This is a genomic window from Yoonia sp. KMU-150 (assembly GCF_056858355.1).
In genome coordinates this window covers 88,499-109,803 of sequence record NZ_JBXEQF010000002.1, presented here as the reverse complement: position 1 = coordinate 109,803, position 21,305 = coordinate 88,499, and the positions used below count along the sequence as shown (strand labels likewise).

21 protein-coding genes are annotated in these 21,305 nt (G+C 62.6%); 5 read left to right on the top strand and 16 right to left on the bottom strand.

Going from position 1 to position 21,305, the window contains the following annotated elements; all coding sequences use genetic code 11:
* Nucleotides 1–3 precede the first annotated feature (3 nt).
* From AC04PH_RS13320 to AC04PH_RS13295, 6 genes are all read right to left on the bottom strand, one after another.
* Nucleotides 4–2,472 (bottom strand): GcvT family protein, encoded by a 2,469-nt coding sequence (locus AC04PH_RS13320; RefSeq protein WP_483066306.1) that lies wholly within the window; start codon nt 2,470–2,472, stop codon nt 4–6.
* Complete coding sequence (locus AC04PH_RS13315; protein WP_483066305.1) at nt 2,469–2,849, bottom strand: GFA family protein; 381 nt, start codon at nt 2,847–2,849, stop codon at nt 2,469–2,471. The genes AC04PH_RS13320 and AC04PH_RS13315 overlap by 4 nt, the downstream gene beginning before the upstream one ends.
* On the bottom strand, nt 2,849–3,469 hold the full coding sequence (locus tag AC04PH_RS13310; protein WP_483066304.1) for a LysE family translocator: 621 nt from the start codon (nt 3,467–3,469) through the stop codon (nt 2,849–2,851). The genes AC04PH_RS13315 and AC04PH_RS13310 overlap by 1 nt, the downstream gene beginning before the upstream one ends.
* A complete protein-coding gene (locus tag AC04PH_RS13305; RefSeq protein ID WP_483066303.1) occupies nt 3,469–4,038 on the bottom strand; it encodes a helix-turn-helix domain-containing protein in 570 nt (189 codons plus the stop codon). Before AC04PH_RS13305 ends, AC04PH_RS13310 begins: the two co-directional genes overlap by 1 nt.
* A gap of 88 nt (nt 4,039–4,126) precedes the next feature.
* Nucleotides 4,127–4,582 (bottom strand): GAF domain-containing protein, encoded by a 456-nt coding sequence (locus AC04PH_RS13300; RefSeq protein ID WP_483066302.1) that lies wholly within the window; start codon nt 4,580–4,582, stop codon nt 4,127–4,129.
* A gap of 105 nt (nt 4,583–4,687) precedes the next feature.
* The gene (locus AC04PH_RS13295; RefSeq protein ID WP_483066301.1) at nt 4,688–5,851 is read right to left on the bottom strand and encodes an acetyl-CoA C-acyltransferase; all 1,164 of its coding nucleotides are present in this window, start codon (nt 5,849–5,851) and stop codon (nt 4,688–4,690) included.
* Nucleotides 5,852–6,101: 250 nt separating this feature from the next.
* Between AC04PH_RS13295 and AC04PH_RS13290 the strand changes: the two genes are divergently transcribed.
* Nucleotides 6,102–7,679 carry a gamma-glutamyltransferase family protein gene (locus AC04PH_RS13290; RefSeq protein WP_483066300.1) on the top strand — a complete coding sequence of 526 codons (1,578 nt, stop codon included), beginning with the start codon at nt 6,102–6,104 and terminating at the stop codon, nt 7,677–7,679.
* Nucleotides 7,680–7,728: 49 nt separating this feature from the next.
* On the opposite strand, the gene hspQ is transcribed toward AC04PH_RS13290, so the two are convergent.
* Nucleotides 7,729–8,055, bottom strand: a complete 327-nt coding sequence (hspQ, locus tag AC04PH_RS13285; protein WP_483066299.1) for a heat shock protein HspQ — start codon at nt 8,053–8,055, stop codon at nt 7,729–7,731.
* 83 nt (nt 8,056–8,138) lie between these two features.
* Between hspQ and AC04PH_RS13280 the strand changes: the two genes are divergently transcribed.
* Both AC04PH_RS13280 and AC04PH_RS13275 read left to right on the top strand, forming a co-directional pair.
* Entirely contained in the window at nt 8,139–9,020 is an 882-nt protein-coding gene (locus AC04PH_RS13280; RefSeq protein WP_483066298.1) for an AEC family transporter, read from the top strand.
* 79 nt (nt 9,021–9,099) lie between these two features.
* Nucleotides 9,100–9,684 carry a transglycosylase SLT domain-containing protein gene (locus AC04PH_RS13275; protein WP_483066297.1) on the top strand — a complete coding sequence of 195 codons (585 nt, stop codon included), beginning with the start codon at nt 9,100–9,102 and terminating at the stop codon, nt 9,682–9,684.
* Between the two features lie 54 nt (nt 9,685–9,738).
* Here the strand turns inward: AC04PH_RS13275 and AC04PH_RS13270 are convergent, their stop codons facing one another.
* From AC04PH_RS13270 to AC04PH_RS13255, 4 genes are all read right to left on the bottom strand, one after another.
* Nucleotides 9,739–10,350 (bottom strand): LolA family protein, encoded by a 612-nt coding sequence (locus tag AC04PH_RS13270; protein WP_483066296.1) that lies wholly within the window; start codon nt 10,348–10,350, stop codon nt 9,739–9,741.
* A gap of 227 nt (nt 10,351–10,577) precedes the next feature.
* On the bottom strand, nt 10,578–13,595 hold the full coding sequence (locus AC04PH_RS13265) for a DNA translocase FtsK (protein WP_483066295.1): 3,018 nt from the start codon (nt 13,593–13,595) through the stop codon (nt 10,578–10,580).
* A gap of 10 nt (nt 13,596–13,605) precedes the next feature.
* Entirely contained in the window at nt 13,606–14,784 is a 1,179-nt protein-coding gene (locus AC04PH_RS13260) for an aminotransferase class I/II-fold pyridoxal phosphate-dependent enzyme (RefSeq protein ID WP_483066294.1), read from the bottom strand.
* A 143-nt stretch (nt 14,785–14,927) separates the two neighbouring features.
* A complete protein-coding gene (locus tag AC04PH_RS13255; protein ID WP_483066293.1) occupies nt 14,928–16,259 on the bottom strand; it encodes an amidase in 1,332 nt (443 codons plus the stop codon).
* A 48-nt stretch (nt 16,260–16,307) separates the two neighbouring features.
* Here AC04PH_RS13255 and AC04PH_RS13250 point away from each other — a divergent pair, with 48 nt between their 5' ends.
* Nucleotides 16,308–17,555, top strand: a complete 1,248-nt coding sequence (locus AC04PH_RS13250; protein ID WP_483066292.1) for a UbiH/UbiF/VisC/COQ6 family ubiquinone biosynthesis hydroxylase — start codon at nt 16,308–16,310, stop codon at nt 17,553–17,555.
* 16 nt (nt 17,556–17,571) lie between these two features.
* On the opposite strand, the gene AC04PH_RS13245 is transcribed toward AC04PH_RS13250, so the two are convergent.
* From AC04PH_RS13245 to AC04PH_RS13230, 4 genes are read right to left on the bottom strand one after another with little or no spacing between them, the layout of a single operon-like run.
* Nucleotides 17,572–17,958, bottom strand: a complete 387-nt coding sequence (locus AC04PH_RS13245; RefSeq protein WP_483066291.1) for a hypothetical protein — start codon at nt 17,956–17,958, stop codon at nt 17,572–17,574.
* A complete protein-coding gene (locus tag AC04PH_RS13240) occupies nt 17,955–18,134 on the bottom strand; it encodes a Trm112 family protein (RefSeq protein WP_483066290.1) in 180 nt (59 codons plus the stop codon). The genes AC04PH_RS13245 and AC04PH_RS13240 overlap by 4 nt, the downstream gene beginning before the upstream one ends.
* Nucleotides 18,131–18,778: an LON peptidase substrate-binding domain-containing protein gene (locus AC04PH_RS13235; RefSeq protein ID WP_483066289.1), complete on the bottom strand. Its 648-nt coding sequence runs from the start codon at nt 18,776–18,778 to the stop codon at nt 18,131–18,133. The genes AC04PH_RS13240 and AC04PH_RS13235 overlap by 4 nt, the downstream gene beginning before the upstream one ends.
* Before the next feature lie 26 nt (nt 18,779–18,804).
* On the bottom strand, nt 18,805–19,719 hold the full coding sequence (locus tag AC04PH_RS13230) for a tetratricopeptide repeat protein (RefSeq protein WP_483066288.1): 915 nt from the start codon (nt 19,717–19,719) through the stop codon (nt 18,805–18,807).
* A gap of 105 nt (nt 19,720–19,824) precedes the next feature.
* On the opposite strand from AC04PH_RS13230, the gene AC04PH_RS13225 reads away from it, so the two are divergent.
* On the top strand, nt 19,825–20,469 hold the full coding sequence (locus AC04PH_RS13225; protein WP_483066287.1) for a GDSL-type esterase/lipase family protein: 645 nt from the start codon (nt 19,825–19,827) through the stop codon (nt 20,467–20,469).
* 47 nt (nt 20,470–20,516) lie between these two features.
* On the opposite strand, the gene xth is transcribed toward AC04PH_RS13225, so the two are convergent.
* On the bottom strand, nt 20,517–21,305 hold the full coding sequence (xth, locus tag AC04PH_RS13220; RefSeq protein WP_483066286.1) for an exodeoxyribonuclease III: 789 nt from the start codon (nt 21,303–21,305) through the stop codon (nt 20,517–20,519).

Here is a 21,305-nt window from a genome sequence, read left to right as displayed (position 1 = left end):
TGCTCAGGCGCGGATACGGGCATTGTCGGGATCCCACAATGGCTGATCGGGCTGAACGGTGGCGGCGTGAGTCTTGCCGTAGATCTCCACCTGAACCTGCGTGCCCGGTTCAGCCAGATCGGCGCGGATCATACCAAGTGCGATAGATTTTCCGACGCGGTAACCCCAAGCACCCGAGGTGGTTTCGCCCACGACCTGACCGTCGTGCAGGATGGTGGACATATAGGGGGCGTCAGCCTTGCCGGGGTCGTCGAGCGTCAGTGTGACGAAGCGTTTGGCGATCCCCTGCTGCTTTTCTGACTGGATCGCCGCCTTTCCTGGGAAGTCCTGCGGCTTGTCGAGCTTGATGAAACGGTCGAGCCCGCCTTCGAGCATGGAATAATCGGTGGAAAGATCGCCCTTCCACGCACGGTAACCCTTTTCGATCCGCAGGGAATTCAGGGCGAACATGCCGAAGGGTTTGAGTCCGTGCGGCTGTCCGGCTTCCATAACAGTAGCGAACACATGCGGTGTGTCTTCCACCTTGCTGTGGATTTCCCATCCGAGTTCGCCCGCAAAGGACACACGGACCAGCTGTACCCATGTACCCGCGATCTGCGCCGACTGATGGGTCAGCCAGCCCTGCGACAGGTCCGCATCGGAACAGGCCGCGAGAATGTCGCGGGATTTCGGTCCGGTGAGGATTTGGCAGGAAAATTCGGTTGTCACGTCGGTGAGGGTGAACTTCGCGTCAGCGGGCATGTGGCGTTGCAGCCATTCCAGATCGTGCCATTGGGCAGAGGCGGCGGTGATCAGGAAAAAGAAATCCTCGTCAAGCCGCATCGCCGACATTTCCGTCTGAATACGGCCCCGGTCGTCCGCGAAATAGAGAAGCCCGATACGGCCCACCTTGGGGATGCCGCCGGTGCAGGTGGCGCGCAGGAATTCCGCCGCCCCGTCGCCCTGCAGGCGGTAGCGGGAAAAGCCCGGCAGATCGAGGATACCGGCGGCGTCGCGCACGGCCTCTGCCTCTTCGCGCACGCGCGGCTCCCAAGGGCCTGCGCGGCCCCAGGTTTCCGTCGCCTCCAGCGATGTGTCGTCGCCGTCCTGCGCATACCAGTTGGCGCGTTCCCACCCGTTGTAGGCGCCCATCTGGCCACCAAGTGCCACAATCCGGTCATGCACCGGTGACAGTTTCTTGTCGCGGCCTGCGGGCCATGCCTTGTGCGGGAAGTGAATGCCGTATTCGTGGCCGTAGGTTTCCAGCGCCTTCGCTTCGCAATAGTCCTGATCGGTGTAGTCGGTGTAGCGGCGCGGATCGACGGCCCACATATCCCATTCGGTCGCACCATCGACGATCCATTCGGCCATGACCTTGCCCGCACCGCCGCCCTGCGTGATGCCGAATGTAAAAACGCAGGCCTCGTAGGCGTTCGTGACACCGGGCATAGGGCCGATCAGTGGCAGGCCATCAGGCGCATAGGGGATCGGGCCGTTGATGACCCGGCCCACACCGGCGGTGCCCAGGATCGGGACACGGGCCATCGCATCCTCGATATACCATTCCAGACGTTCCAAATCGTCGGGATACAGTTGAAAGCTAAAGTCGTCGGGCATCTGGTCGTCAGGCGTGACCCAATGGGCCTTGCAGTTGCGCTCGTAGGGGCCAAGGTTCAGACCGTTCTTGTCCTGCCGCAGGTAGTAGCTGCTGTCGACGTCGCGCAGCAGCGGAATCTTGCGACCATTGTCTTCTGTCCATTTCTTTAGTTCGGGAATTTCCTCGGTCAGGAAATACTGGTGAGACATGGTGACCATCGGCACGGTGCGCCCGCCGTAGGGTTTGAACCATTCGCCGATACGCTGCGCGTAGTATCCGCCCGCGTTCACCACCTTTTCGCAATCGATATCGCCCTTGGCGGTGTGGACCGTCCACGTACCGTTGGCGTGCTGGGTGACGCCAGTGGCTTCGCAGAAGCGTTCGATTTTGGCGCCCATCTGGCGCGCGCCCTTGGCCAACGCCTGAGTCAGCTGCGCGGGGTCGATGTCGCCGTCGTCGGGATCGTAAAGACCGCCGACAAGGTCGTGTGTTTCGAGAAACGGATAAGCGGCCTGCATCTCGTCGAGGTTCATCATCTCGATACTGAGACCCTGATAATTTCCCATGGACCGGGCGCGTTCGAATTCCTGCATCCGCTCTTTGCTGTGCGCCAGTCGGATGGAGCCGGTAACGTGGTAGTTCATCGGGTAGTCGACCTCATCCGCCAGCCCGGCGTAAAGACCCAGCGAATACCGCTGCATGTTCATGATCGCCCATGATGTGCTGAACGACGGGCAGTTGCCCGCCGCGTGCCATGTGGATCCGGCGGTCAGTTCGTTCTTTTCCAGCAGAACGCAGTCGGTCCAGCCCTTCTTGGCCAGATGGTAGAGGGTCGAGACTCCCACGACGCCACCGCCGATGATGACCACGCGGGCCGAAGTTGGAAAATCGCTCATGTTTCTTGCTCCTCTTGCCGGACGTCGTCCGTGATGTCGTAGTAATCGCCTTTGTCGGCGGTGAAGATGTGCCGGTTCAGGCGCAGACCTGTAGGACCGTCGAGCGCGCCCAGGGCGACCCCGGTGTCGGGGTCGGCGTCGGACTTCCAGAACAGGAAAGACCCGCATGTCGGGCAGAAACCGCGCCGGACGCCGGGGCTGGATGCATACCAGCGCACATCGCCCGTGATCATCAGCTTGTCGTCATCGACTTGCACCGCGGCCCAGTAATGGCCCGACTGCTTGCGGCACTGGCTGCAATGACACGCGGCGGGGTCACGCGCCGCTCCGTCAGCTTGAAAAGTGATCGCGCCGCAAAGACAACTTCCATTCAGCATTACGCCCTCCCCGGTGTGGTGGCGGTGCCCAAAGCCACGCCATAGATGATGAAGCAGACTGCCATGACGCGGCGAAACGCGGTGTTGAAGACGGTCGCGAGCGCCGTGCGGCCAAGTGCGACGCCCAGCAGTGTGTAGCCGCTATAGGACAGCGCCGTCAGTGTGAGGGCGGTGGGTACGATCACCCACATCTGCGGACCGATGGGTGTATCCGGCTGCACGAATTGCGTGAATGCGGCGAAATAGCCCGCGACGGATTTGGGGTTGATCGTGGCGATGGCCAGTGCGCGCAGATAAATCGACCCGCCGGTCGCGCGGACTTGCGGCGCGGGCCGCGACGCCATGATCCAGCCGCGAATGCCGAGGTAGATCAGAAAGCCAGCGCCGATCAGTTTCGTCGCGAGAAAGACCGTGGGTGAAGCGGCGATCAGGGCGGTGACGCCGAGTGCGGACAGGGCGAGGAACAGGCTTGCCTGTGTCAGGATCGCGAGAATCGCGGGTATCGCGCGGCGAAAGCCCAGGGTCATCCCGTTCGTGATGCAGTTGACGGCATTGGGGCCGGGCGTCGTCACGAAAACGAGCCAGAATAGCGCGAAGATGATCCAGGCTTCGACGCTCATCAATAGACCGGCGGAGCGATGACCCAGACCACGACGCAAGCGGCATCATGCGGGTTGACCCAGTGATAGGATTGGCCGCGCAGGCGGAAACTGTCGCCTGCGTTCAGGTGAAAGGCGGTGTCGTCGATCCAGAGCGTGAATTGTCCTGTCACGACATAGCCCACCTCCTGCGTGGGGCGGGCGACGGCGCAGGTGAGTTCGGAGCCCGCTTCAAACGTCGTGTGGATCATCACAAAATCATCTGTCAGGTCTGGCGACAGCAGTTCCTCGACCGAGCCCGCGTTGCGTGACCCGATGGGGCGGCGGGCATCGGCGCGCACGATCAACCCCTCCTCGCCGGGGGCCGCGGCCGCGCGGAACAGGCTGGCGATCGGCACGCCGAAAACGGCGGCGATATCGCGCAGATCCGAGATCGACGGTTCGGAAATGTCACGCTCCACCTGACTGAGCCAGCCCACGGACTTGCCCAGATCGGAGGCAAGCGCGGTCAGCGTCAACCCGCGCGACTTGCGCAGCGCGCGCAGGTCGGCACCAAGCGTCAGGGCGTCGGGGGGCAATTCATGCAGCATCGGAATCAGCGGATGGTTTCGGTTACATGAAACCTCGCATGGCTTCGTGAAATTTCAAAGCAAAATTTCACGCCCGCGATGTGAGTGACTAACCACGCGCGAAAACCGAACGCAGGATATTCGCCAATGCCTTCGCATCCTCTGCATCAAAGGCCGCGGGCCGGTCACTGTCGATGTCAAGGACGGCGATCAGGTCACCGTCGGCTTTCCAAACCGGCAGGACGATCTCTGACCGGGTGGAAGACGCACAGGCGATATGTCTGGGGAAAGCATCGACATCATCGACGATTTGCGTTTCGCCCGTGCGTGCCGCGGCACCGCAAACGCCGCGCGAGAACGGAATTTGCAGGCAGCCGTGACCGCCCTGATAAGGGCCGATCTTGAGCATCTCCGGGCCAGTCACTCGGTAGAAGCCGGTCCAGTCGAAGCGGTCGTCGGCATGGTGCAGTTCGCAGACCATGGTGGCCATGAGGGCGATGGAATCGTCCTCGCCCTCGGTCAGGGCGGCGATGGTCTTGGCGATGTGGTTGTAGTCGATTTTCATGTGGTGATCCGTCAGAGGTATTGCGCCGCGCTACGCGCGTCGCAGGGCCGGGGCGGCTGCGCCGCCCCAGTATTTCGAGTATTTTCAGCAAGATAATGCAGATGGTCAGGGCCGTTCGAGGGCGATGGCCGTGCCTTCGCCCCCGCCGATACAGATGGCGGCGATGCCGCGCTTGAGGTCGCGAGCCTCCAGCGCGTGCAAAAGCGTCACGATAATACGCGCACCCGACGCGCCGATGGGGTGGCCCAGCGCGCAGGCACCGCCGTTCACGTTGATCCGGTCGCGCGGGATATCGAGTTCACGCATGAAGGCCATGGGCACGACGGCGAAAGCCTCGTTCACTTCCCACAGGTCCACGTCGGCGGTGGTCCAGCCCAGGCGCTTCATCAGCTTTTGCGCGGCCGGCACGGGGGCGGTGGTGAACCAGCCGGGGGCCTGCGCGTGGGTGGCGTGGCCGCGAATATGGGCGCGGATCAAGCCGGAGCTAGTGTCAGCGGTTTGCAGGACGAGCGCCGCGGCTCCGTCCGATATCGACGACGCGTTCGCCGCCGTCACCGTGCCGTCCTTGCGGAAGGCGGGTTTGAGGTGGGGGATCTTGTCGGGCATCGCGCGGCCGGGCTGTTCGTCTTCGGCGATCACCGTGTCGCCCTTGCGTGTGGTCAGGGTAACCGGCGTGATCTCGGCGGCGAACGCGCCGCTGGATTGCGCGGCTTTGGCGTTCGATAGCGAGGTAAGCGCATAGTCGTCCTGTGCTTCGCGGGTGAACTGGAATTTCTCGGCGCAGTCCTCGGCGAAGGTGCCCATCAGGCGGCCCTTGTCATAGGCGTCTTCCAGCCCGTCGAGGAACATGCTGTCGATGACCTGCGCGTGTCCGATGCGGGCTCCGCCGCGCATTTTCGGCATGAGGTACGGCGCGTTCGTCATGCTTTCCATCCCGCCCGCGACGATGGTGGTCGCCTGCCCAAGTGCCAGCGCATCGAACGCCATCATCGCCGCTTTCATCCCCGATCCGCACATCTTGTTGAGGGTCGTGGCCGGCACATCCTCTCCCAGACCGGCGGCGAAACCGGCCTGACGCGCGGGGGCCTGCCCTTGCCCTGCGGGCAGGACACATCCCATGAGCACCTCGTCGACCTGTGGCCCGTCGAGCGGTGCGAGGGCCGCGCGGATTGCAGCACCGCCAAGGATCGCGGCATCGGTATCGGCGAAAACGCCCTGAAACCCGCCCATTGCGGTGCGGGCGGCCCCCGTGATGACGACATCTTTCATGGCACCCCTCCTGAAACCGGTTGCGCGAAAGGTAAGGACCGCCGCGCCGAAGTGAAAGCCCTGAAAGTGCCGCATTGTGATCATGGAAATGCCCGACCCGGTGGGCAAACCTGCATCTGTAGCTGCATAGCTTCATCCGGTACCGCGTCGTTATAGCCCCCACCCAGTGGCGCGGTGCCGGATACGTTCCCCCCATTGCCGCGCGACCCGAAATCCCTAGGATCGACCGTGATCCAGAGGGAGTTTTTCCATGCGCGACTTTTCCGCAGGTGGCCGGTCCGCCACCTTTGCGACGAACGGCCTGTGTGCCACGTCACATCCGTTGGCGGCCAAGGTCGCCGTGCAGATGCTGGAGGCAGGCGGCAACGCGGTGGACGCCGCCATCGCCGGGGCGGTGCTGCTTGGGTTGTGCGAGCCGCAAATGACGGGAATCGGCGGCGACTGTTTCGTGCTGATGACGCCACCCGGATCGGACGAGGTAATCGCGCTGAACGGATCCGGGCGTGCGCCCGCCGGGTTCGATGCGGCAGCATTGCGGGCCGCGGGACACAGGACGGTCCCTGTGCACGGGGTGGAAGCAGTGACGCTGCCGGGCGCGGTCGACGCGTTCTGCAGGTTGTCGAAAGACCACGGGCGGTTGGGGCTGAAAGCGGCACTTGCCCCCGCGATCCACTATGCCGAGGCCGGTGTGCCGGTGGCGCCGCGCGTAGCGTTCGACTGGGCGCAGTTGGCCGGTGATCTGCAAGGCGCGGCGCGGGACACCTACCTGCTGGATGGCGCGGCACCGCGGACAGGCCAGATATTCCGGGCACCTGGACAAGCCGAGGTACTGCGCCGGATCGCGATGGACGGCCGGGCCGGGTTCTACGAGGGCGAGGTGGCCGAGGATATGGTCGCGTCGCTGAACGCAATGGGTGGCACACATACGCTGGATGATTTCGCGGGCGTCGCCTGCGACTACACCGATCCAGTGACCGGGAGCTATGGCGGGCTGGACCTGTACGAGCATCCGCCGAATGGACAAGGTGCGGTGGCGATCCTGATCCTGAACATCCTCAAGCATTTCGATCTGAGCGGAATGGACCCGCTGGGGGCAGCCCGCGCGCATATCGAGGCGGAGGCGACGAAACTGGCATATGATGCGCGCAACCGGATGGTCGCGGACCCGGATCACATGACCCGGCTGGAGCATATTCTGGCACCCGAGATCGCGGAAAAGCTGGCGGCGCTGATCGACCCTAATCGCGCCCTGCCCGCCGGACTGCCGGGGGCTGGGGCGGTGCACAAGGACACCGTCTATATCACGGTCGTCGATAGCGACCGGATGTGCGTGTCGCTGATATATTCGATCTTTCACGGGTTCGGGTCAGGTCTGGCGTCCGACAAATTCGGTATTCTGTTCCAGAATCGTGGCGCGGGTTTCACGCTGGGGGAAGGGCACCCGAACGAGGCGGCGCCGGGCAAGCGGCCGATGCATACGATCATTCCGGGGCTGCTGAAGCGCGACGGCAAGCCCTACATGCCGTTCGGCGTGATGGGCGGGGCCTATCAGTGTACCGGCCACGCGCGGTTCATCAGCAACATGCGCGATTTCGGAATGGAGGCGCAGGCGGCAATCGACGCCCCACGTTGCTTTGCCGATGCGGGCGAGTTGCGGGTCGAGACCGGATATTCAGACACGGTCCGACAGGAGTTGGTCGATCTGGGACACACCGTGGTGACACCGCCCGGTCCCATCGGCGGAGCGCAGGCGATCGCGGTGCACGACAGCGGCGTGCTGGAAGGTGCTTCGGACCCGCGCAAGGACGGATGCGCGTTGGGGTATTGATGGTTGCAAGTGATGGGGTGAAACCCACCCGACCGCTGCATAAAAGGCGCTAGTTCAACTGCACCTGCAGCGGATACTGACCATCCTCGAAAGGTCCGAACAGGTCGTCAAGGTCGGGGTGTTCGACCGGCTGACCTGAGTAGTCGGCAACAAGGTTCTGTTCCGACACGTAGGCCACGTAGTAACTTTGATCGTTTTCAGCGAGCAGATGATAGAACGGCTGATCTTTCGACGGGCGGCTGTCCTCGGGGATCGCTTCGTACCAGGCGTCGGTATTCGAAAACATGGCATCCACGTCAAAGACAACACCGCGAAACGGGTGCTTGCGGTGGCGGACGATCTGGCCCAGATGATATTTTGCGCGCGTCTTGAACATGGAAACGGAACCCCCGCTCCTCTACTAGACGCCAAAAAGGGGCGCTGTCCACGCCAAACACCGCGAATCAGAGGAAACAGTCTGTGAACCTTGCACTGACAGTCCTGAACATCACCGCACCGGTTTTTCTGCTGGCGGCGGTGGGTTTCGTCTGGGTCAGGCTTGGGTTCGAATATCGGGTCGAGTTCGTCACCCGGCTCGCCATGACCCTGTCTGTGCCTTGCCTGATCTTCGTGGCCCTGATGCAAACAGAGATCGACCCGACTGCGCTCGCCGCTTTGTCGCTGGCGAGTTTCGTGGCCTACGGATTGGTCGGTGTCGCCTGTCTGGTCGTGGTGAAACTGGCACGGCTGGACATTCCGACATTCCTCGCGCCGCTGACCTTCGGCAACACAGGCAACTTGGGGCTGCCGCTGGCGCTGTTCGCTTTCGGTGAAACCGGCTTGGGCTACGCTGTTGTCGTATTTGCCGTCATGGCGATCCTGTCTTTTACAATCGGCATCTGGGTCGTGGCCGGTGGCGGATCGCTCTGGCGCGTCGTGCGCGAGCCGCTGGTGGCCGCGACGCTGCTTGGCGCTCTGTTTTTGTGGCAGGGCTGGGAAACACCGGAATTCCTGACCAACACGCTGAGCCTGATCGGGCAGATCGCGATTCCCGTGATGCTGATTACGCTGGGTGTCGCCGTGGCCCGGCTGGAAACACGCGCATTGGGTCAGGCGGTCGTACTCTCGGTCGCCAAGGTTGCGATCTGTGTGGGTGCCGCCTGGGTGGCCGCGGTCTGGTTCGCGCTGGACCCGGTCGCGACCAGCGTGCTGATCGTACAGGTCGCCACGCCCGTCGCCGTCACATCCTACCTTCTGGCGGAAAAATATGGTGCGGATGCCAAACCGGTGGCGGGACTCGTCGTGGTGTCGACACTTCTGTCCGTGGTCACTTTACCGCTTATCCTTGCATTTGTGATCTGACGGTTATGCGTTTGCCGTTCACAGACCTGCCGTTCTTTGCTAGGTTGTCCGTAAAATAAGACAAACAAGCGAGAGGCAGATGAGCAAACTCTTTCGCGCAATAGTCGTTCTGGTGATTCTGGGCAGCTGTAGCAGTGGCTATGGCACGGCCCCGCGCGATCTGGAAAACGCCTGCGCCATCGTCAACGAACGCCCCGAATACCTGCGCGCCTTTCGCGCGGTCGAACGCAAATACGGCGTGCCGATCCCCACGATCATGGCCATGATCTATCAGGAGAGTAAGTTCATCTCCAATAACCGTCCGCCGCATCAATACGCGCTGGGCGTCATCCCGATCGGGCGGCAATCCTCGGCGCTGGGGTATTCGCAGGCGCTGGACGGCACCTGGGACGAGTATCGCGCCGGTCCCGGCGGCAGCGGCGCCGACCGCGAGGATATTTGGGACGCCACGGATTTCATGGGCTGGTACATGACCGCCACGGTGCGTGAAACCGGGGTGCCACTTCATGACACACGCAACCAATACCTGGCCTATCACGATGGGCGCTCCGGCTATCTGCGCGGCACGTGGCGCCGCAAGGCATGGCTGATCCGGATTGCCGGCGAGGTGGAGCAACGCGCCGTGCTTTACGGGGCGCAACTGCGGTCCTGCGGCAAGATCTGAAAACGCAAAGGGCAGCCCATGCGGCTGCCCCTTTCCGCGTTCGTCACGCGCTGGTCAGTTATTCCAGCGGTTCAATTCAGCGATAATGTTGAATTTTATTTCGCTGATCGATCCGCCACGCACCAGATCGTTCAGGATCACGGTTGTCTGGGTGCCGGTGTCGTCGGTCACGATCCACTGACGCAATTCCACCGGATTGTTGGTGAAAACCATCTGGATATTGCCGTATTGCGGGTTGTCGGGGTCTTGCGCGGTGACCGTCGTGCTGGTCCCGTCGGATGTATGCGCAGTCACCATCCGCGCGCGACCAAGGTTCACGTTGCTTTCCAGAATGATCTTCAGCGGCGTCTGGTTCAGCGGATACTGATCCGGCCCAGTGTTTGACCGTGGATCGAAAATCGCCACCTGTCCACCACCCGCGACCATCAGGGAGTTATCGGGCGGATTGTATTCAAACCGGATACGCCCCGGCCGCTTGATATAGATTTGGCCCGTGGACAGGGTACCGTCACCGTTGATCTGGGTGAAGCCGCCCTGAGCTGTCTGTAGCCCGTTGAGGTAGCCGGAAATCGCATCCAGCGAAATCGCCTGCGCGCTGGCCGATGTCACCAACGCGGGTGTCGCAAGCGCGGCAGCGCCCAGCGCGATGAATGAACGTCTTAACATAACTGTACCTTTCGTCAGTCCGGGTATCTGTTCCCGCTCAAGATAGGTATCACCCTGAGGTTAGACCAGCAGTTAAGCGATATCACGCCCGGCGTCAGGCAATAACAGGCATGGCATCCTTCGTATTATCTTGCCGGAAATACGCGCCGCCGGCAGGCACCACGACGCCCGAAGGGCAGCGCAAACATCGTGCCGCACCATGAGGTGCGCCCGTCAGGTCAGAACTGTCAATGCTGTTCAGGCACCAGGATCTCGCGCTTGCCCACATGATTGGCAGAGGACACGACGCCCTCGTCCTCCATCTGCTCGACCAGACGCGCGGCCTTGTTGTAGCCGATCGCCAGCTTGCGCTGAATGTAGGAGGTAGAGCACTTGCGGTCCTTGATGACGATGGCGACAGCGGTATCGTAAAGTGCGTTTTCGCTGTCGGACCCGTCACCCAGACCCAGCACCAGGTCGATGCTGCTTTCGGCATCCTCGGACGGGCCGTCGACCACACCGGACATATACTCAGGCGGGCCGAAGCCCTTGAGGAAATTCACGATCTCCTCGACCTCTTCGTCGGAACAGAACGGACCGTGCACGCGGGTGATCTTGGACCCGCCCGCCATGTAAAGCATGTCGCCCATACCCAGCAGTTGTTCAGCGCCCTGTTCACCAAGAATGGTACGGCTGTCGATCTTCGACGTAACCTGGAAGGAAATGCGCGTGGGGAAGTTCGCCTTGATCGTACCGGTGATGACGTCGACCGAGGGGCGCTGCGTCGCCATGATCAGGTGGATGCCGGACGCCCGCGCCATCTGTGCAAGCCGCTGGATGCAGGCCTCGATCTCCTTGCCCGCGACCATCATCAGGTCGGCCATCTCGTCGACGATTACGACGATATAGGGCAGAACCTCGGGCTGGAATTCCTCCGTCTCGAACACCGGTTCGCCGGTTTCATCGTCGAATCCGGTCTGCACGGTGCGGCTGAACAACTCGTCTTTCGACAGCGCGTCCTTTACGCGGCCGTTGTAGCCGTCGATGTTGCGCACGCCCATCTTGGACATCTTGCGGTAGCGTTCTTCCATCTCGCCCACGACCCATTTCAGGGCGACGACTGCCTTTTTCGGGTCCGTCACGACAGGTGAGAGAAGGTGCGGGATGCCGTCGTAAACCGACAATTCCAGCATCTTGGGGTCGATCATGATCATCCGGCATTCTTCGGGCGTCAGCTTGTAGAGCAGCGACAGGATCATGGTGTTGATCGCCACGGACTTGCCGGAACCGGTCGTTCCCGCGATCAGAAGGTGCGGCATCTTGGCGAGGTTGGCGATGATCGGCTCGCCACCGATGTCCTTGCCAAGCGCAAGCGACAATTTCATGTTGCTGTCGCCGAAATCGCGGGCGGCGAGCATTTCGCGCAGCACCACCATCTCGCGGTTTTCGTTGGGCAGTTCAATCCCGATAACCGACCGGCCCGGAACGGTGGACACACGCGCGGACAGGGCCGACATGGAGCGGGCGATATCGTCGGCCAGCCCGATCACGCGGGACGCTTTCAAACCGGGGGCGGGTTCGAGTTCATACATGGTGACGACCGGACCGGGACGGACCGACACGATCTCACCCTTCACGCCGTAGTCGTCCAGCACGCTTTCCAGCATGCGCGCGTTTTCTTCCAGCGCCTCATCGGACAGATGATGCCGTTTGATCGTGTCCGGGCTTGTCAGTAGCGAAAGCGGCGGACATTCGTAATCGGCATACTTGTCCTCGAACTGCAATTTTGGCTGGGATTCGGCGAGCGCCTTTTTCGACGGCATGGTGGCGCGTTTCAGTGGATGCTGGACGACCTTCTTTGCCTCGCCTGCCGGGACCGCGACGGGGGCTTCGGGGTCATAGAGCGGCTCTGCGGTCAGCGGTGCGGCTTCCGACTGCGGCAGACGCGCGCGGATCAGCGGAGCCTGTCGTGGCGCGGGTGTGTCATCGGCCAGCAGAACCGCGCCATCCTCTTCCATGTCCATCATGGTATCCATGGCGACGGCGGCCTGCGCCGGCACTTCAACCGGGTCCGTATTCAGTAACAGGGGGCGCGGTCCCTTGCCGCCGGTCAGGCGGGGTTCGACGCGGGCGGCTACGGCCTTGGGCACGATGCCCCCGGCCCGACTGCGGATCGCATCGGAAATCCGGGCGCTGATCCGGTCGTCATCGGGCGCGTCCGCCGCTGCCATGACGTCGGCGCTGACCAGTTCCGGTTCAGGCATCGGATCGGACCGCTTGAGCAGGCTGGAAAGAAATCCACCGCCGGGTTGGCTTGCGGGTTGCGGCGCTGTGCGGGCCGGTGCCGCAAGGACCGGCTCTTCAACCGCTGCCCGTTGACGTGTGACGGGTGGCATCTTGCGCCCCTCTGCCGTCACCACACCGGGCTGCGACTGTGCCATATTGGCACGCACGACCGCGGCTGCACGGGCTTTCATATCGGGTTCCGGGATAGCCTGCTGGGCGGCGGCCTCCTCTGCGGCAAACGCCATGCGTGTTTCCCGCGCCTCGCGGGACTGTTCGCGGCGCGCGGCAATCGTGCCACCGACGCCCTGCGCCGTCTGTGCGGCGACAGAAGCCCCGCGTCCGATGACGCGCAGGATCAACGCATAAAGCATCACACAACCGATAAAGGCCGTGCGCAGACCGGTCTTGACCTCTTCTTTCACGAAACCAAGCACATAGATCACCAGCGCCACGACGACTAGCCCCGTCAGGAGCGACATCATCTTCACCGAAAAAATCGGACCGAACGGCAGGATATTCAACAACATGCCCAAAGCCGTATCGCCGAAGAGACCCCCAAGACCAAAGTTCGGCGGCCAGTTCACGCCGGCGGTCAGGGTCGCGGCATAGAGCGACGCGGCAGCGACGGCGATCGGGGCAAAAATGACCCGCGCGATCGCGCGATCACTACCCATGTGCAACACGAACCGCACGCCCCAGCCGACAAGGACGACAGGAACCACCCAGATACCCTTACCCACGATCATCACGAGCGTTGCAGCAGCCGATGCACCGATCCGGCCCATCCAGTTCTGTACCGGTGCGTCGGTCGCCGAAATCCAGCTTGGGTCATCGGCGGCATAACTGAATACCATCGCCGCAAACATCAACCCGGCCACGATCAAGCCAAGGCCCAAAAGTTCCTTGCTGCGTTTCTCGATCACCGCCTGTGTGTTGCTGTCGAGCAGCGGATCGCGTTTGCGTGCCTGATATGATGCCATGTTTCGTCCCTTAGCCGTAGATGCAGTCGCGGATATGGGTCAGCCCGCGCTGCACGTCTTGTGTTGGGGCCACAAGCGCGGCCCTGATAAATGTGTCACCAGGGTTCGCCCCGTCGATGTCCTTGCACAGATATGCGCCGGGCAAGGTCTTGACCCCGGTCGCTTCCCAGAGTTTCACCGCCGCAGCCTCGCCGTCGTCCACGGGCAACCACAGGAAAAAGCCGGCTTGCGGTGACAGGTAGCCCGGCACCTGCCCGAGAATGTTGTCGGCGATCTCGTATTTCTGCTGGTAGATCGCACGCGATTGATCGACGTGGGTTTCATCGAGCCAGGCCGCAGCGGACACCACCTGCAGCGGTCCCGGCACCGGAGAGCCGGAATAGGCGCGCATCCGGCGGATACGCGCGATGCTTTCGGTCCCGCCCGCGACAAAGCCGGACCGCAACCCGGCAAGGTTGGATCGCTTCGACAGGGAATGGAAAACTAGCACACGCTCCGGGTCCGCGCCCAGCCGCTGCACCATTTCCAGAGCGCCTGTCGGCGGCGTGTCCCGATAGATTTCGGAGTAACACTCGTCGGCAAAAATCTTGAAGTCATGCATTTCGGCCAGTCCGATCAGATCGGACCAGTACTCGGCGTCAGCCATCGCCCCGTGCGGGTTTGTCGGTGATCCGACATAGGCAATCGTCGTGCGACGCAGCACGTCGGCAGGCAACGATGAAAAATCCGGCAGATAGCCGTTTTGTCGCTCGGCGGGGACAAAGACGCTGTCCGCGCCGACAGCCGCCGCAGCCGACGGGTAAGACGTGTAGAACGGATTGGGCAGCAGGATGACAGGCGTCTCGCCGTTCCTGGTTTCGGGGTTCAGCGCGATGGCGGCATTGTAAAGCCCTTCGCGCGTGCCGTTCAGGGCCATGATCCGATCAATTCCGATTGTCACGCCATAGCGCCGATCGAGCCACAGTGCGATCGCCTCCAGCAGCGCGGGCACACCGTTATTGTCAGGGTAGCCGCGAAACCCGCCGATATTCTCGGCGATCAGGGGGCCGACAAAAGCGGGCATGTCGTGCATCGGGGTGCCGATAGTCATGTCGATGACGTCACCGCCCGGGTGGCGATGGTCCAATAACGCACGCAGACGTGGCCACGTCGGCGCCGGAAGGGCTGAAAACCGCTCTGGATAAGTCATAACTGCCTCGGTCGCGAGATCGTTGACGCCTCGCATTGCAGTCAAACTAGCGGCAATCGCGGGGCGCTGTCCAGAAATTCAATGACTTGGCGACGGGCGGAAAACGACAGTTGTGTCTTTTGAGCCGCCCGTCATCGGCGGGATCAGGATGCCAGGACCGTTTCGACCGCAGCCCCCAGACGCAACAATGCCGCTTCTCCGCCGGTGCGTCCGTTCAGCATCAATCCGCAGGAGGGTGTTCCCGTCGGCACTGTCAGCGATGCGATATCCAGCAGATTGGCGATACGCGTATTGCGCAGGGCCAGCAGGTTTTGGGTCTTGTAGTAGGCATCGTCATCCAGCAGGCGCTGGCTGTCAGGCGGCATCGTCGGCGCAGTCGGCAGCAGGACCGCGTCAGCACCGGCACTCTCTGCTGCGTATTGTCGGCGAATGTCGTGCAAAAGGTTCCAACCGGCACAGTAGTCCGCACCGGAGACGGATTGCCCGCCCCGCACACGTTCCAGAATTTGCGGGAACATGCGCTCCGGATACGCTTCGACCAGATCACGCCACCAGCCATAGCTGTCGGCAGCGTAAAGATTTCCTGCCACTGCAAAAGCGTCGGTCAGCGGCGGGAACGACCAATGGTCGACCGTGGCCCCCGCGGCCTTCAGCTTTTCGACAGCATCGCTGAACGCGGCGCGCGGCGCATCGCGCAGGTCATCATGTGAAATCGTATCGAGAACTCGCAGCCGCACACCGGACAGCGATGCCGATGTCAGATCGGGTGCCGGTCGATCCTCAAGCGCCGCCAACATCAGTGCCGTATCCTCGACCGACCGGCAGAGCGGGCCGACCGTGTCGAACGTCAGGCACAGGGGCACGACACCATCAAGCGGGATACGGCCATGTGTCGTCTTCAGGCCCACAAGATCATTCCAGGCCGCGGGAATGCGCACGGACCCACCTGTGTCGGACCCGACCGCCGCCGCGGCAAGACCAAACGCCACGGATGCGGCAGCCCCGGATGAGGACCCACCGGGCACTGCATTTGCGTCGTTTTTGCAGGGTGGCGTGCCCATGACGGGATTGAGACCCAACCCCGAAAACGCGATTTCCGACATATGGGTCTTGCCCAGGCAGACCAGCCCCGCACCGGTTGCAGTTGCCATAACTGCCGCGTCGCTGTCGGGCACGCGCCCGTCCATCAGCCTCGTCCCAGCCTCGGTGCCGATACCGGCAGTATCGAACAGATCCTTCCACGAGACCGGCACACCGTCGAGCGGCCCGCGTCGCAAACCCGCCCCTGCCCGCGCGCCTGCCGCCGCTGCCTCCGCCCGGGCGCGGTCATGGGTGACGCGCGCATAGATGCGGTCGCGGTGCTGATGTGCGTCAATTGCCGCAAGATACGTTTCGGTCAGCGCGACGGGGTCAATGCTACCCGCTGCGATGCCACGCCCAAGGTCCGCCGCCGTCATCCAGAGCCAGTCCTGCATGTGTGTTCCTTTCGGCTGATCCGGCAAACCGTAGCGGCGCCGCGCCGCATGGACAATCCCGTGCCGCCGCGCATATTTACCGCAATGGATACCGACATCATCATCACCGGCGGCGGCCTGAATGGCCCGGCCCTCGCGCTTGCGGTGGCGCAGGCAGGCTTCCGCACGACGTTGATCGATGCGCTGCCACTTGCGACGCGGGCGGCGGATGATTTCGACGGGCGTGCATATGCCATCGCGCTTGCGTCCCAACGTCTGTTGAACCGGATCGGCGTCTGGCACCGGATCGCGAAACAGGCGCAGCCGATGCTGGATATCAAGGTCACGGACGGACGTGCCGGGGAAGGGCCAAGCCCGTGGATGATGCATTTCGATCATGCCGAGATCGAGGAAGGGCCGATGGGTTTCATGGTCGAAGATCGGCATTTGCGGGCGGCCCTGCTCGACGCCGTCGCGGAAGAAGAGCGGATCACGCATCTGGCTGGGGCCACGGTGACGCAACAAAATCCGGTGTCGGCAGGTATCAGCGTCACACTTGACGACGCGACCGTGATTGACGGCGCGATCCTTGCAGGTTGCGACGGGCGCGGCAGCGGTACCGCGAAGCGAGCGGGGATCAGGCGCACCGCTTGGGGTTACGACCAGACGGCGCTTGTCTGTGCCGTAACCCACGAAAAACCGCATCACGGCATCGCCCATCAGTTCTTTATGCCGGGCGGTCCGCTGGCCATTCTGCCGCTCACCGGCAACCGCAGCGCAATCGTCTGGTCAGAGGCGATCCCGCGCGCCGAGGTTCTGGCAGGTCTGGACAACAAGGCGTTTCTTGACGCCCTGCGCCCGGCCTTCGGCAGTTTTCTGGGCGAGATCAGCCTGACCGGCGCGCGATACGCCTATCCGCTGGGGCTGTCACTGGCACAATCGCTGACTGCCGACCGGGTGGCGTTGGTCGGCGATGCCGCGCATGGGGTACATCCGATCGCCGGTCAGGGCCTGAACGCCGGTTTCAAGGATATTGCGGCCCTTGCACAGGTCCTGCAAGAAGCGCGCGCGCGCGGTGAGGACATCGGCGGCGCGCAAACCCTTGCGCGCTATGACCGCTGGCGACGCGGCGATATTGCAACGCTCGCCGCGGCCACCGACATTTTCAATCGTCTCTTTTCGAACGACAACCCGCTCTTGCGTACTGTACGCGATCTCGGGATGGGCCTTGTCAACGCCACCCCTGCGCTGCGCCGTGGAATCATCCGACACGCCGCCGGGCTTTCCGGTGAGTTGCCAAAACTGATGCGCGGCTAAACGTAATCGGGCCTGACTATCCGGCCATGTCCATGAAACCGGCGGAATGCATCCCCGCAGCGCCCGGAGCAGGAGCGCATTCAACTTCATCCACACGCTCGGTACGCCAGAACGTCTCATCCTCAAGGATGTGATGCGGCAGCTTTTCGCGGAGAAAAACACGTCTGACCAAGGGTTTGACCTGCGCAACCACATCCTGCCCGACACGCGGCAGGCTGTCGTTCAGAAACCCGCGCCGGAGGAATGCCTCTCGGGCACGCAGGCGTCTGATATCGTTACGAATATCCGAAAGCTCATCGGCGGGGTGGCGGGTCACACGCATGGCATCAATCCTCATTGGTATCGTAAAACCAAAATGAGCCGGAAAATCCAAAATTTTCGTTAATGCAAGACGTCCTGTCAATCGAGCTTGCGCGCTTCGTCCAGCAGCATCACCGGAATCCCGCCCCGGATCGGAAAGGCGAGATGAGCCGCCTTCGAGACCAGTTCCTGCCGTTCTTCATCGTAGGACAGCGTCGCCCCGGTCTGCGGGCAGACCAGCGATTCCAGCATCTTGGGGTCAAAGCCCGTATCACTCATTGCAGCAGATCCTCTCCACTTCCGGACCCACCGCGGCAGGCGAATTCCATCAGGGTCGCAAGCGTTTCGCGACGGGTCGATAGCGACGGCGCCTCCAGAAGGGCCTGCTTGTCCTCCGGCTCGAAGGGGCACAGCATCGACAGCGAATTGATCAGCAATTCGTCATCCGCCTCGTCCAGCGATTCCCAGTCCGTCTTCAGCCCCTGTTCGGCAAAGAAGCGCGACAGGGCTTTCATGAAGACCGGCCTGTTGAACGACGGGTCCTTTTCGGCACCGTCCATATCACGCTCGAACCCTGCCCAATCGACATCGCAGCGGCGATAGGCCGTGAAGCCATCGACCTCCTGCGTGATACGAAATCGCGATACGCCTGTCAGGGTGATCATGTACCGCCCGTCATCCGTTTCGGAAAACGCGGTCAGACGCCCGGCACATCCAATCCTGTGCAACTGATCGCGCTGCTCCGGTCCCTGGAACGGCTGAACCATGCCAAGCAGCCGCTCGGGCGTTTTCATGACGTCCTCGATCATCGCGAGGTAGCGCGGCTCGAAGATATGAAGCGGAAGTTGCGACCGCGGCAGGAGCAGCGCCCCGGGCAACGGGAACACGGGGATCGTTCCTGGCATGTCTCTTCGCTGGGGCATACCAGGGAACTAGCCCGCGACCCGCTTCAGGCAAATATCAGCGACGACAATTTGCGCCGCCCGTTCAGGACCAGAGGGTCATTCGGCTTGAGCGAATCGAATATTTTGAAGAGCTGCGTGCGCGCGGCGTTGTCGTTCCACTCCGGCGCCTTGCGGAATATATCGAGCAGTGCGTCGATCGCGGCCTCCGTCTGGCCGTTCGCATGCAGGGCCGTGGCAAGGTCGAACCGCGCCTGATGGTCATCGGGGTCGGCCGCGACGGCAGCCTCAAGATCGGCCAACGGGCCGGCGTTCTCCGCCTCTTTGGTCAGCGCGATCTGGGCCGCGACCGCTTCCAGTGCCGGGTCATGCGAAATTTCGGCAGGTGCGCCGTTCAGCACCGCCTCGGCCTGTTCTGAGTCGCCAAGCGCAAGATAGCTGCGCACAAGACCTGCATAGGCCGGTGCATTCACCGGGTCTTCCTGCAGGATGGCGGCAAATGTTTCGGCGGCATCCGTCGCCTCGCCAGCCTCCAGCATCTGTTCGGCTGCTTCGACGGCGGCACCCAGTCCGTCGTCCTCCGGCTCTCCACCCAGTGCCGCGATCTTCTCGACGAAGGCGTCGATTTCGGAATTCGGCAATGCACCCTGAAAGCCATCGACCGGCTGGCCCTTGTGGAACGCATAGACCGTCGGGATCGACTGCACGCGCAGCTGACCTGCGTATCCGGGGTTGGCGTCGACGTCGATTTTGACCAGCTTCACGCGGCCCACGGCCTTTGTCACCGCAGCCTCGATCGCCGGACCCAGTGTCTTGCAGGGGCCACACCACGGCGCCCAGAAGTCCACGATGACCGGCACGGTCTGCGATGCCTCGATCACGTCCTGCATAAAGGTCGCGTCGGTGCCTTCGGTGATATGGGTGCCGGTATCCGGTTTCTGCGTGCCGCCAAGCTCGATCATCGCTGTCTCCTTTGAAATTGTTCCGCCTATATGGGCGCAAGGAACAGCCGCGCCAAGGGGCATTTGGCGGTTTACCCGTCGTCTCTACAGCCCTAGCCTGTTCGGATGACCCGCACGTTCCTGACCTTTGGCGACAGCAACACCCACGGCACACCACCGATGACGCAGATCGGCCTGCACGAACGGTTCCCATCGGGCATCCGCTGGCCGACCGTGACAGCGGCGGCATTGGGTGCGGGCTGGCACCTTGTCGAAGACGGGCTGCCCGGGCGGACCGCCGCATGCGCGGACCCGGTCATGGGCGCGCATATGGACGGGCGGCTTGGCCTGCGGATCAGCCTAGCCAGCCACAAACCCGTCGACGTGCTGACCCTGATGCTGGGGACGAACGATGCCAAAACCCATTTCGGGCTGGATGCAGACGGCATAACCGCAGGGATCGCGGGGCTGTTGTCGATAGCACACGCCCCAGAAGTTGTCGCCGCGCATCCCGATCTGAAGATCCTGCTGATTTGCCCGCCCGCTGTGCAGGAATGCGGCCCTTTCGCCAGTGGCATGCTGGGTGCGGCGGCGACCTCGGCCGCGCTGGCGGACCGCTATGAACGGCTTGCGTCCAGTTGGGGTATCATTTTCTTGGATGCCGGTCAGCACATCGCCTCCTGCCCCGAGGACGGCGTGCACCTGTCGGCGGCTTCACATAAAATACTCGGCCATGCCGTTGCGGAACGGATCAACGATCTCTGGGGTTGACGGGACGGCGGGCGGGGCGTCGGCGCAGCCGCGCGTCGCCCGACGGCTCAAAGATCGAAACGCGCGAATACCGGTGCGTGGTCGCTGGGTTTCTCCCAGCCACGCACGTCGCGCAGGATACGGCTGCCACTGGCGCGATCCGCAATATCCGCCGTAGCCCAGACGTGATCAAGCCTGCGGCCCTTGTCTGCCGCATCCCAATCCTTGGCACGGTAGGACCACCAACTGTAAAGCCGCCCATCGGGAATGTCCGCCCGGGTCACGTCGACCCAGTTGCCGGCCTGCTGTACCTCTGTCAGGGCCGCGACCTCTTCTGGCGTATGGCTGACGATCTTCAACAGCTTCTTGTGATCCCACACATCGTCTTCGCGCGGGGCGATGTTCAGGTCGCCGACCAGGATCGCCCTTTCGGGTGGTGTGGCTGCGAAGGCATCCCGCATCTCCGAAAGGTAGTCCAGCTTCTGCCCGAACTTTTCGTTGATGGCGCTGTCCGGCACATCCCCACCGGCGGGCACATAGAAATTGTGGATCGTGACGCCGTTCTCCAACCGCCCGGCGACATGGCGCGCGTGGCCCAGGGCGGCATAATCGTAGGCGGCCACTTCGACCAGCGGCAGTTTGGACAGAATGGCGACACCGTTATAGCCCTTTTGCCCGCGGGCGATCATATGGGTGTAGCCAAGGTCGCGAAACTGATCCTGCGGGATCTTGTCGACCGGGCTCTTGCATTCCTGAAGGCAGAGCACGTCCGGTGCTTCCTGCGTCATCAGATCGACCACCAGTTGTTCACGCAGGCGAACCGAGTTGATGTTCCACGTGGCAAGAGTGAAGGGCAT

What these genes read in the sequence shown, in the direction of transcription:
- xth (WP_483066286.1), bottom strand. Translation starts at nt 21,305, where the DNA reads ATGCCCTTCACTCTTGCCACGTGGAACATCAACTCGGTTCGCCTGCGT.
- AC04PH_RS13305 (WP_483066303.1), bottom strand. Translation starts at nt 4,038, where the DNA reads ATGCTGCATGAATTGCCCCCCGACGCCCTGACGCTTGGTGCCGACCTG.
- AC04PH_RS13320 (WP_483066306.1), bottom strand. Translation starts at nt 2,472, where the DNA reads ATGAGCGATTTTCCAACTTCGGCCCGCGTGGTCATCATCGGCGGTGGC.
- AC04PH_RS13270 (WP_483066296.1), bottom strand. Translation starts at nt 10,350, where the DNA reads ATGTTAAGACGTTCATTCATCGCGCTGGGCGCTGCCGCGCTTGCGACA.
- AC04PH_RS13300 (WP_483066302.1), bottom strand. Translation starts at nt 4,582, where the DNA reads ATGAAAATCGACTACAACCACATCGCCAAGACCATCGCCGCCCTGACC.
- AC04PH_RS13315 (WP_483066305.1), bottom strand. Translation starts at nt 2,849, where the DNA reads ATGCTGAATGGAAGTTGTCTTTGCGGCGCGATCACTTTTCAAGCTGAC.
- AC04PH_RS13235 (WP_483066289.1), bottom strand. Translation starts at nt 18,778, where the DNA reads ATGCCCCAGCGAAGAGACATGCCAGGAACGATCCCCGTGTTCCCGTTG.
- hspQ (WP_483066299.1), bottom strand. Translation starts at nt 8,055, where the DNA reads ATGTTCAAGACGCGCGCAAAATATCATCTGGGCCAGATCGTCCGCCAC.
- AC04PH_RS13240 (WP_483066290.1), bottom strand. Translation starts at nt 18,134, where the DNA reads ATGAGTGATACGGGCTTTGACCCCAAGATGCTGGAATCGCTGGTCTGC.
- AC04PH_RS13260 (WP_483066294.1), bottom strand. Translation starts at nt 14,784, where the DNA reads ATGACTTATCCAGAGCGGTTTTCAGCCCTTCCGGCGCCGACGTGGCCA.
- AC04PH_RS13290 (WP_483066300.1), top strand. Translation starts at nt 6,102, where the DNA reads ATGCGCGACTTTTCCGCAGGTGGCCGGTCCGCCACCTTTGCGACGAAC.
- AC04PH_RS13255 (WP_483066293.1), bottom strand. Translation starts at nt 16,259, where the DNA reads ATGCAGGACTGGCTCTGGATGACGGCGGCGGACCTTGGGCGTGGCATC.
- AC04PH_RS13265 (WP_483066295.1), bottom strand. Translation starts at nt 13,595, where the DNA reads ATGGCATCATATCAGGCACGCAAACGCGATCCGCTGCTCGACAGCAAC.
- AC04PH_RS13295 (WP_483066301.1), bottom strand. Translation starts at nt 5,851, where the DNA reads ATGAAAGATGTCGTCATCACGGGGGCCGCCCGCACCGCAATGGGCGGG.
- AC04PH_RS13275 (WP_483066297.1), top strand. Translation starts at nt 9,100, where the DNA reads ATGAGCAAACTCTTTCGCGCAATAGTCGTTCTGGTGATTCTGGGCAGC.
- AC04PH_RS13225 (WP_483066287.1), top strand. Translation starts at nt 19,825, where the DNA reads ATGACCCGCACGTTCCTGACCTTTGGCGACAGCAACACCCACGGCACA.
- AC04PH_RS13250 (WP_483066292.1), top strand. Translation starts at nt 16,308, where the DNA reads ATGGACAATCCCGTGCCGCCGCGCATATTTACCGCAATGGATACCGAC.
- AC04PH_RS13310 (WP_483066304.1), bottom strand. Translation starts at nt 3,469, where the DNA reads ATGAGCGTCGAAGCCTGGATCATCTTCGCGCTATTCTGGCTCGTTTTC.
- AC04PH_RS13230 (WP_483066288.1), bottom strand. Translation starts at nt 19,719, where the DNA reads ATGATCGAGCTTGGCGGCACGCAGAAACCGGATACCGGCACCCATATC.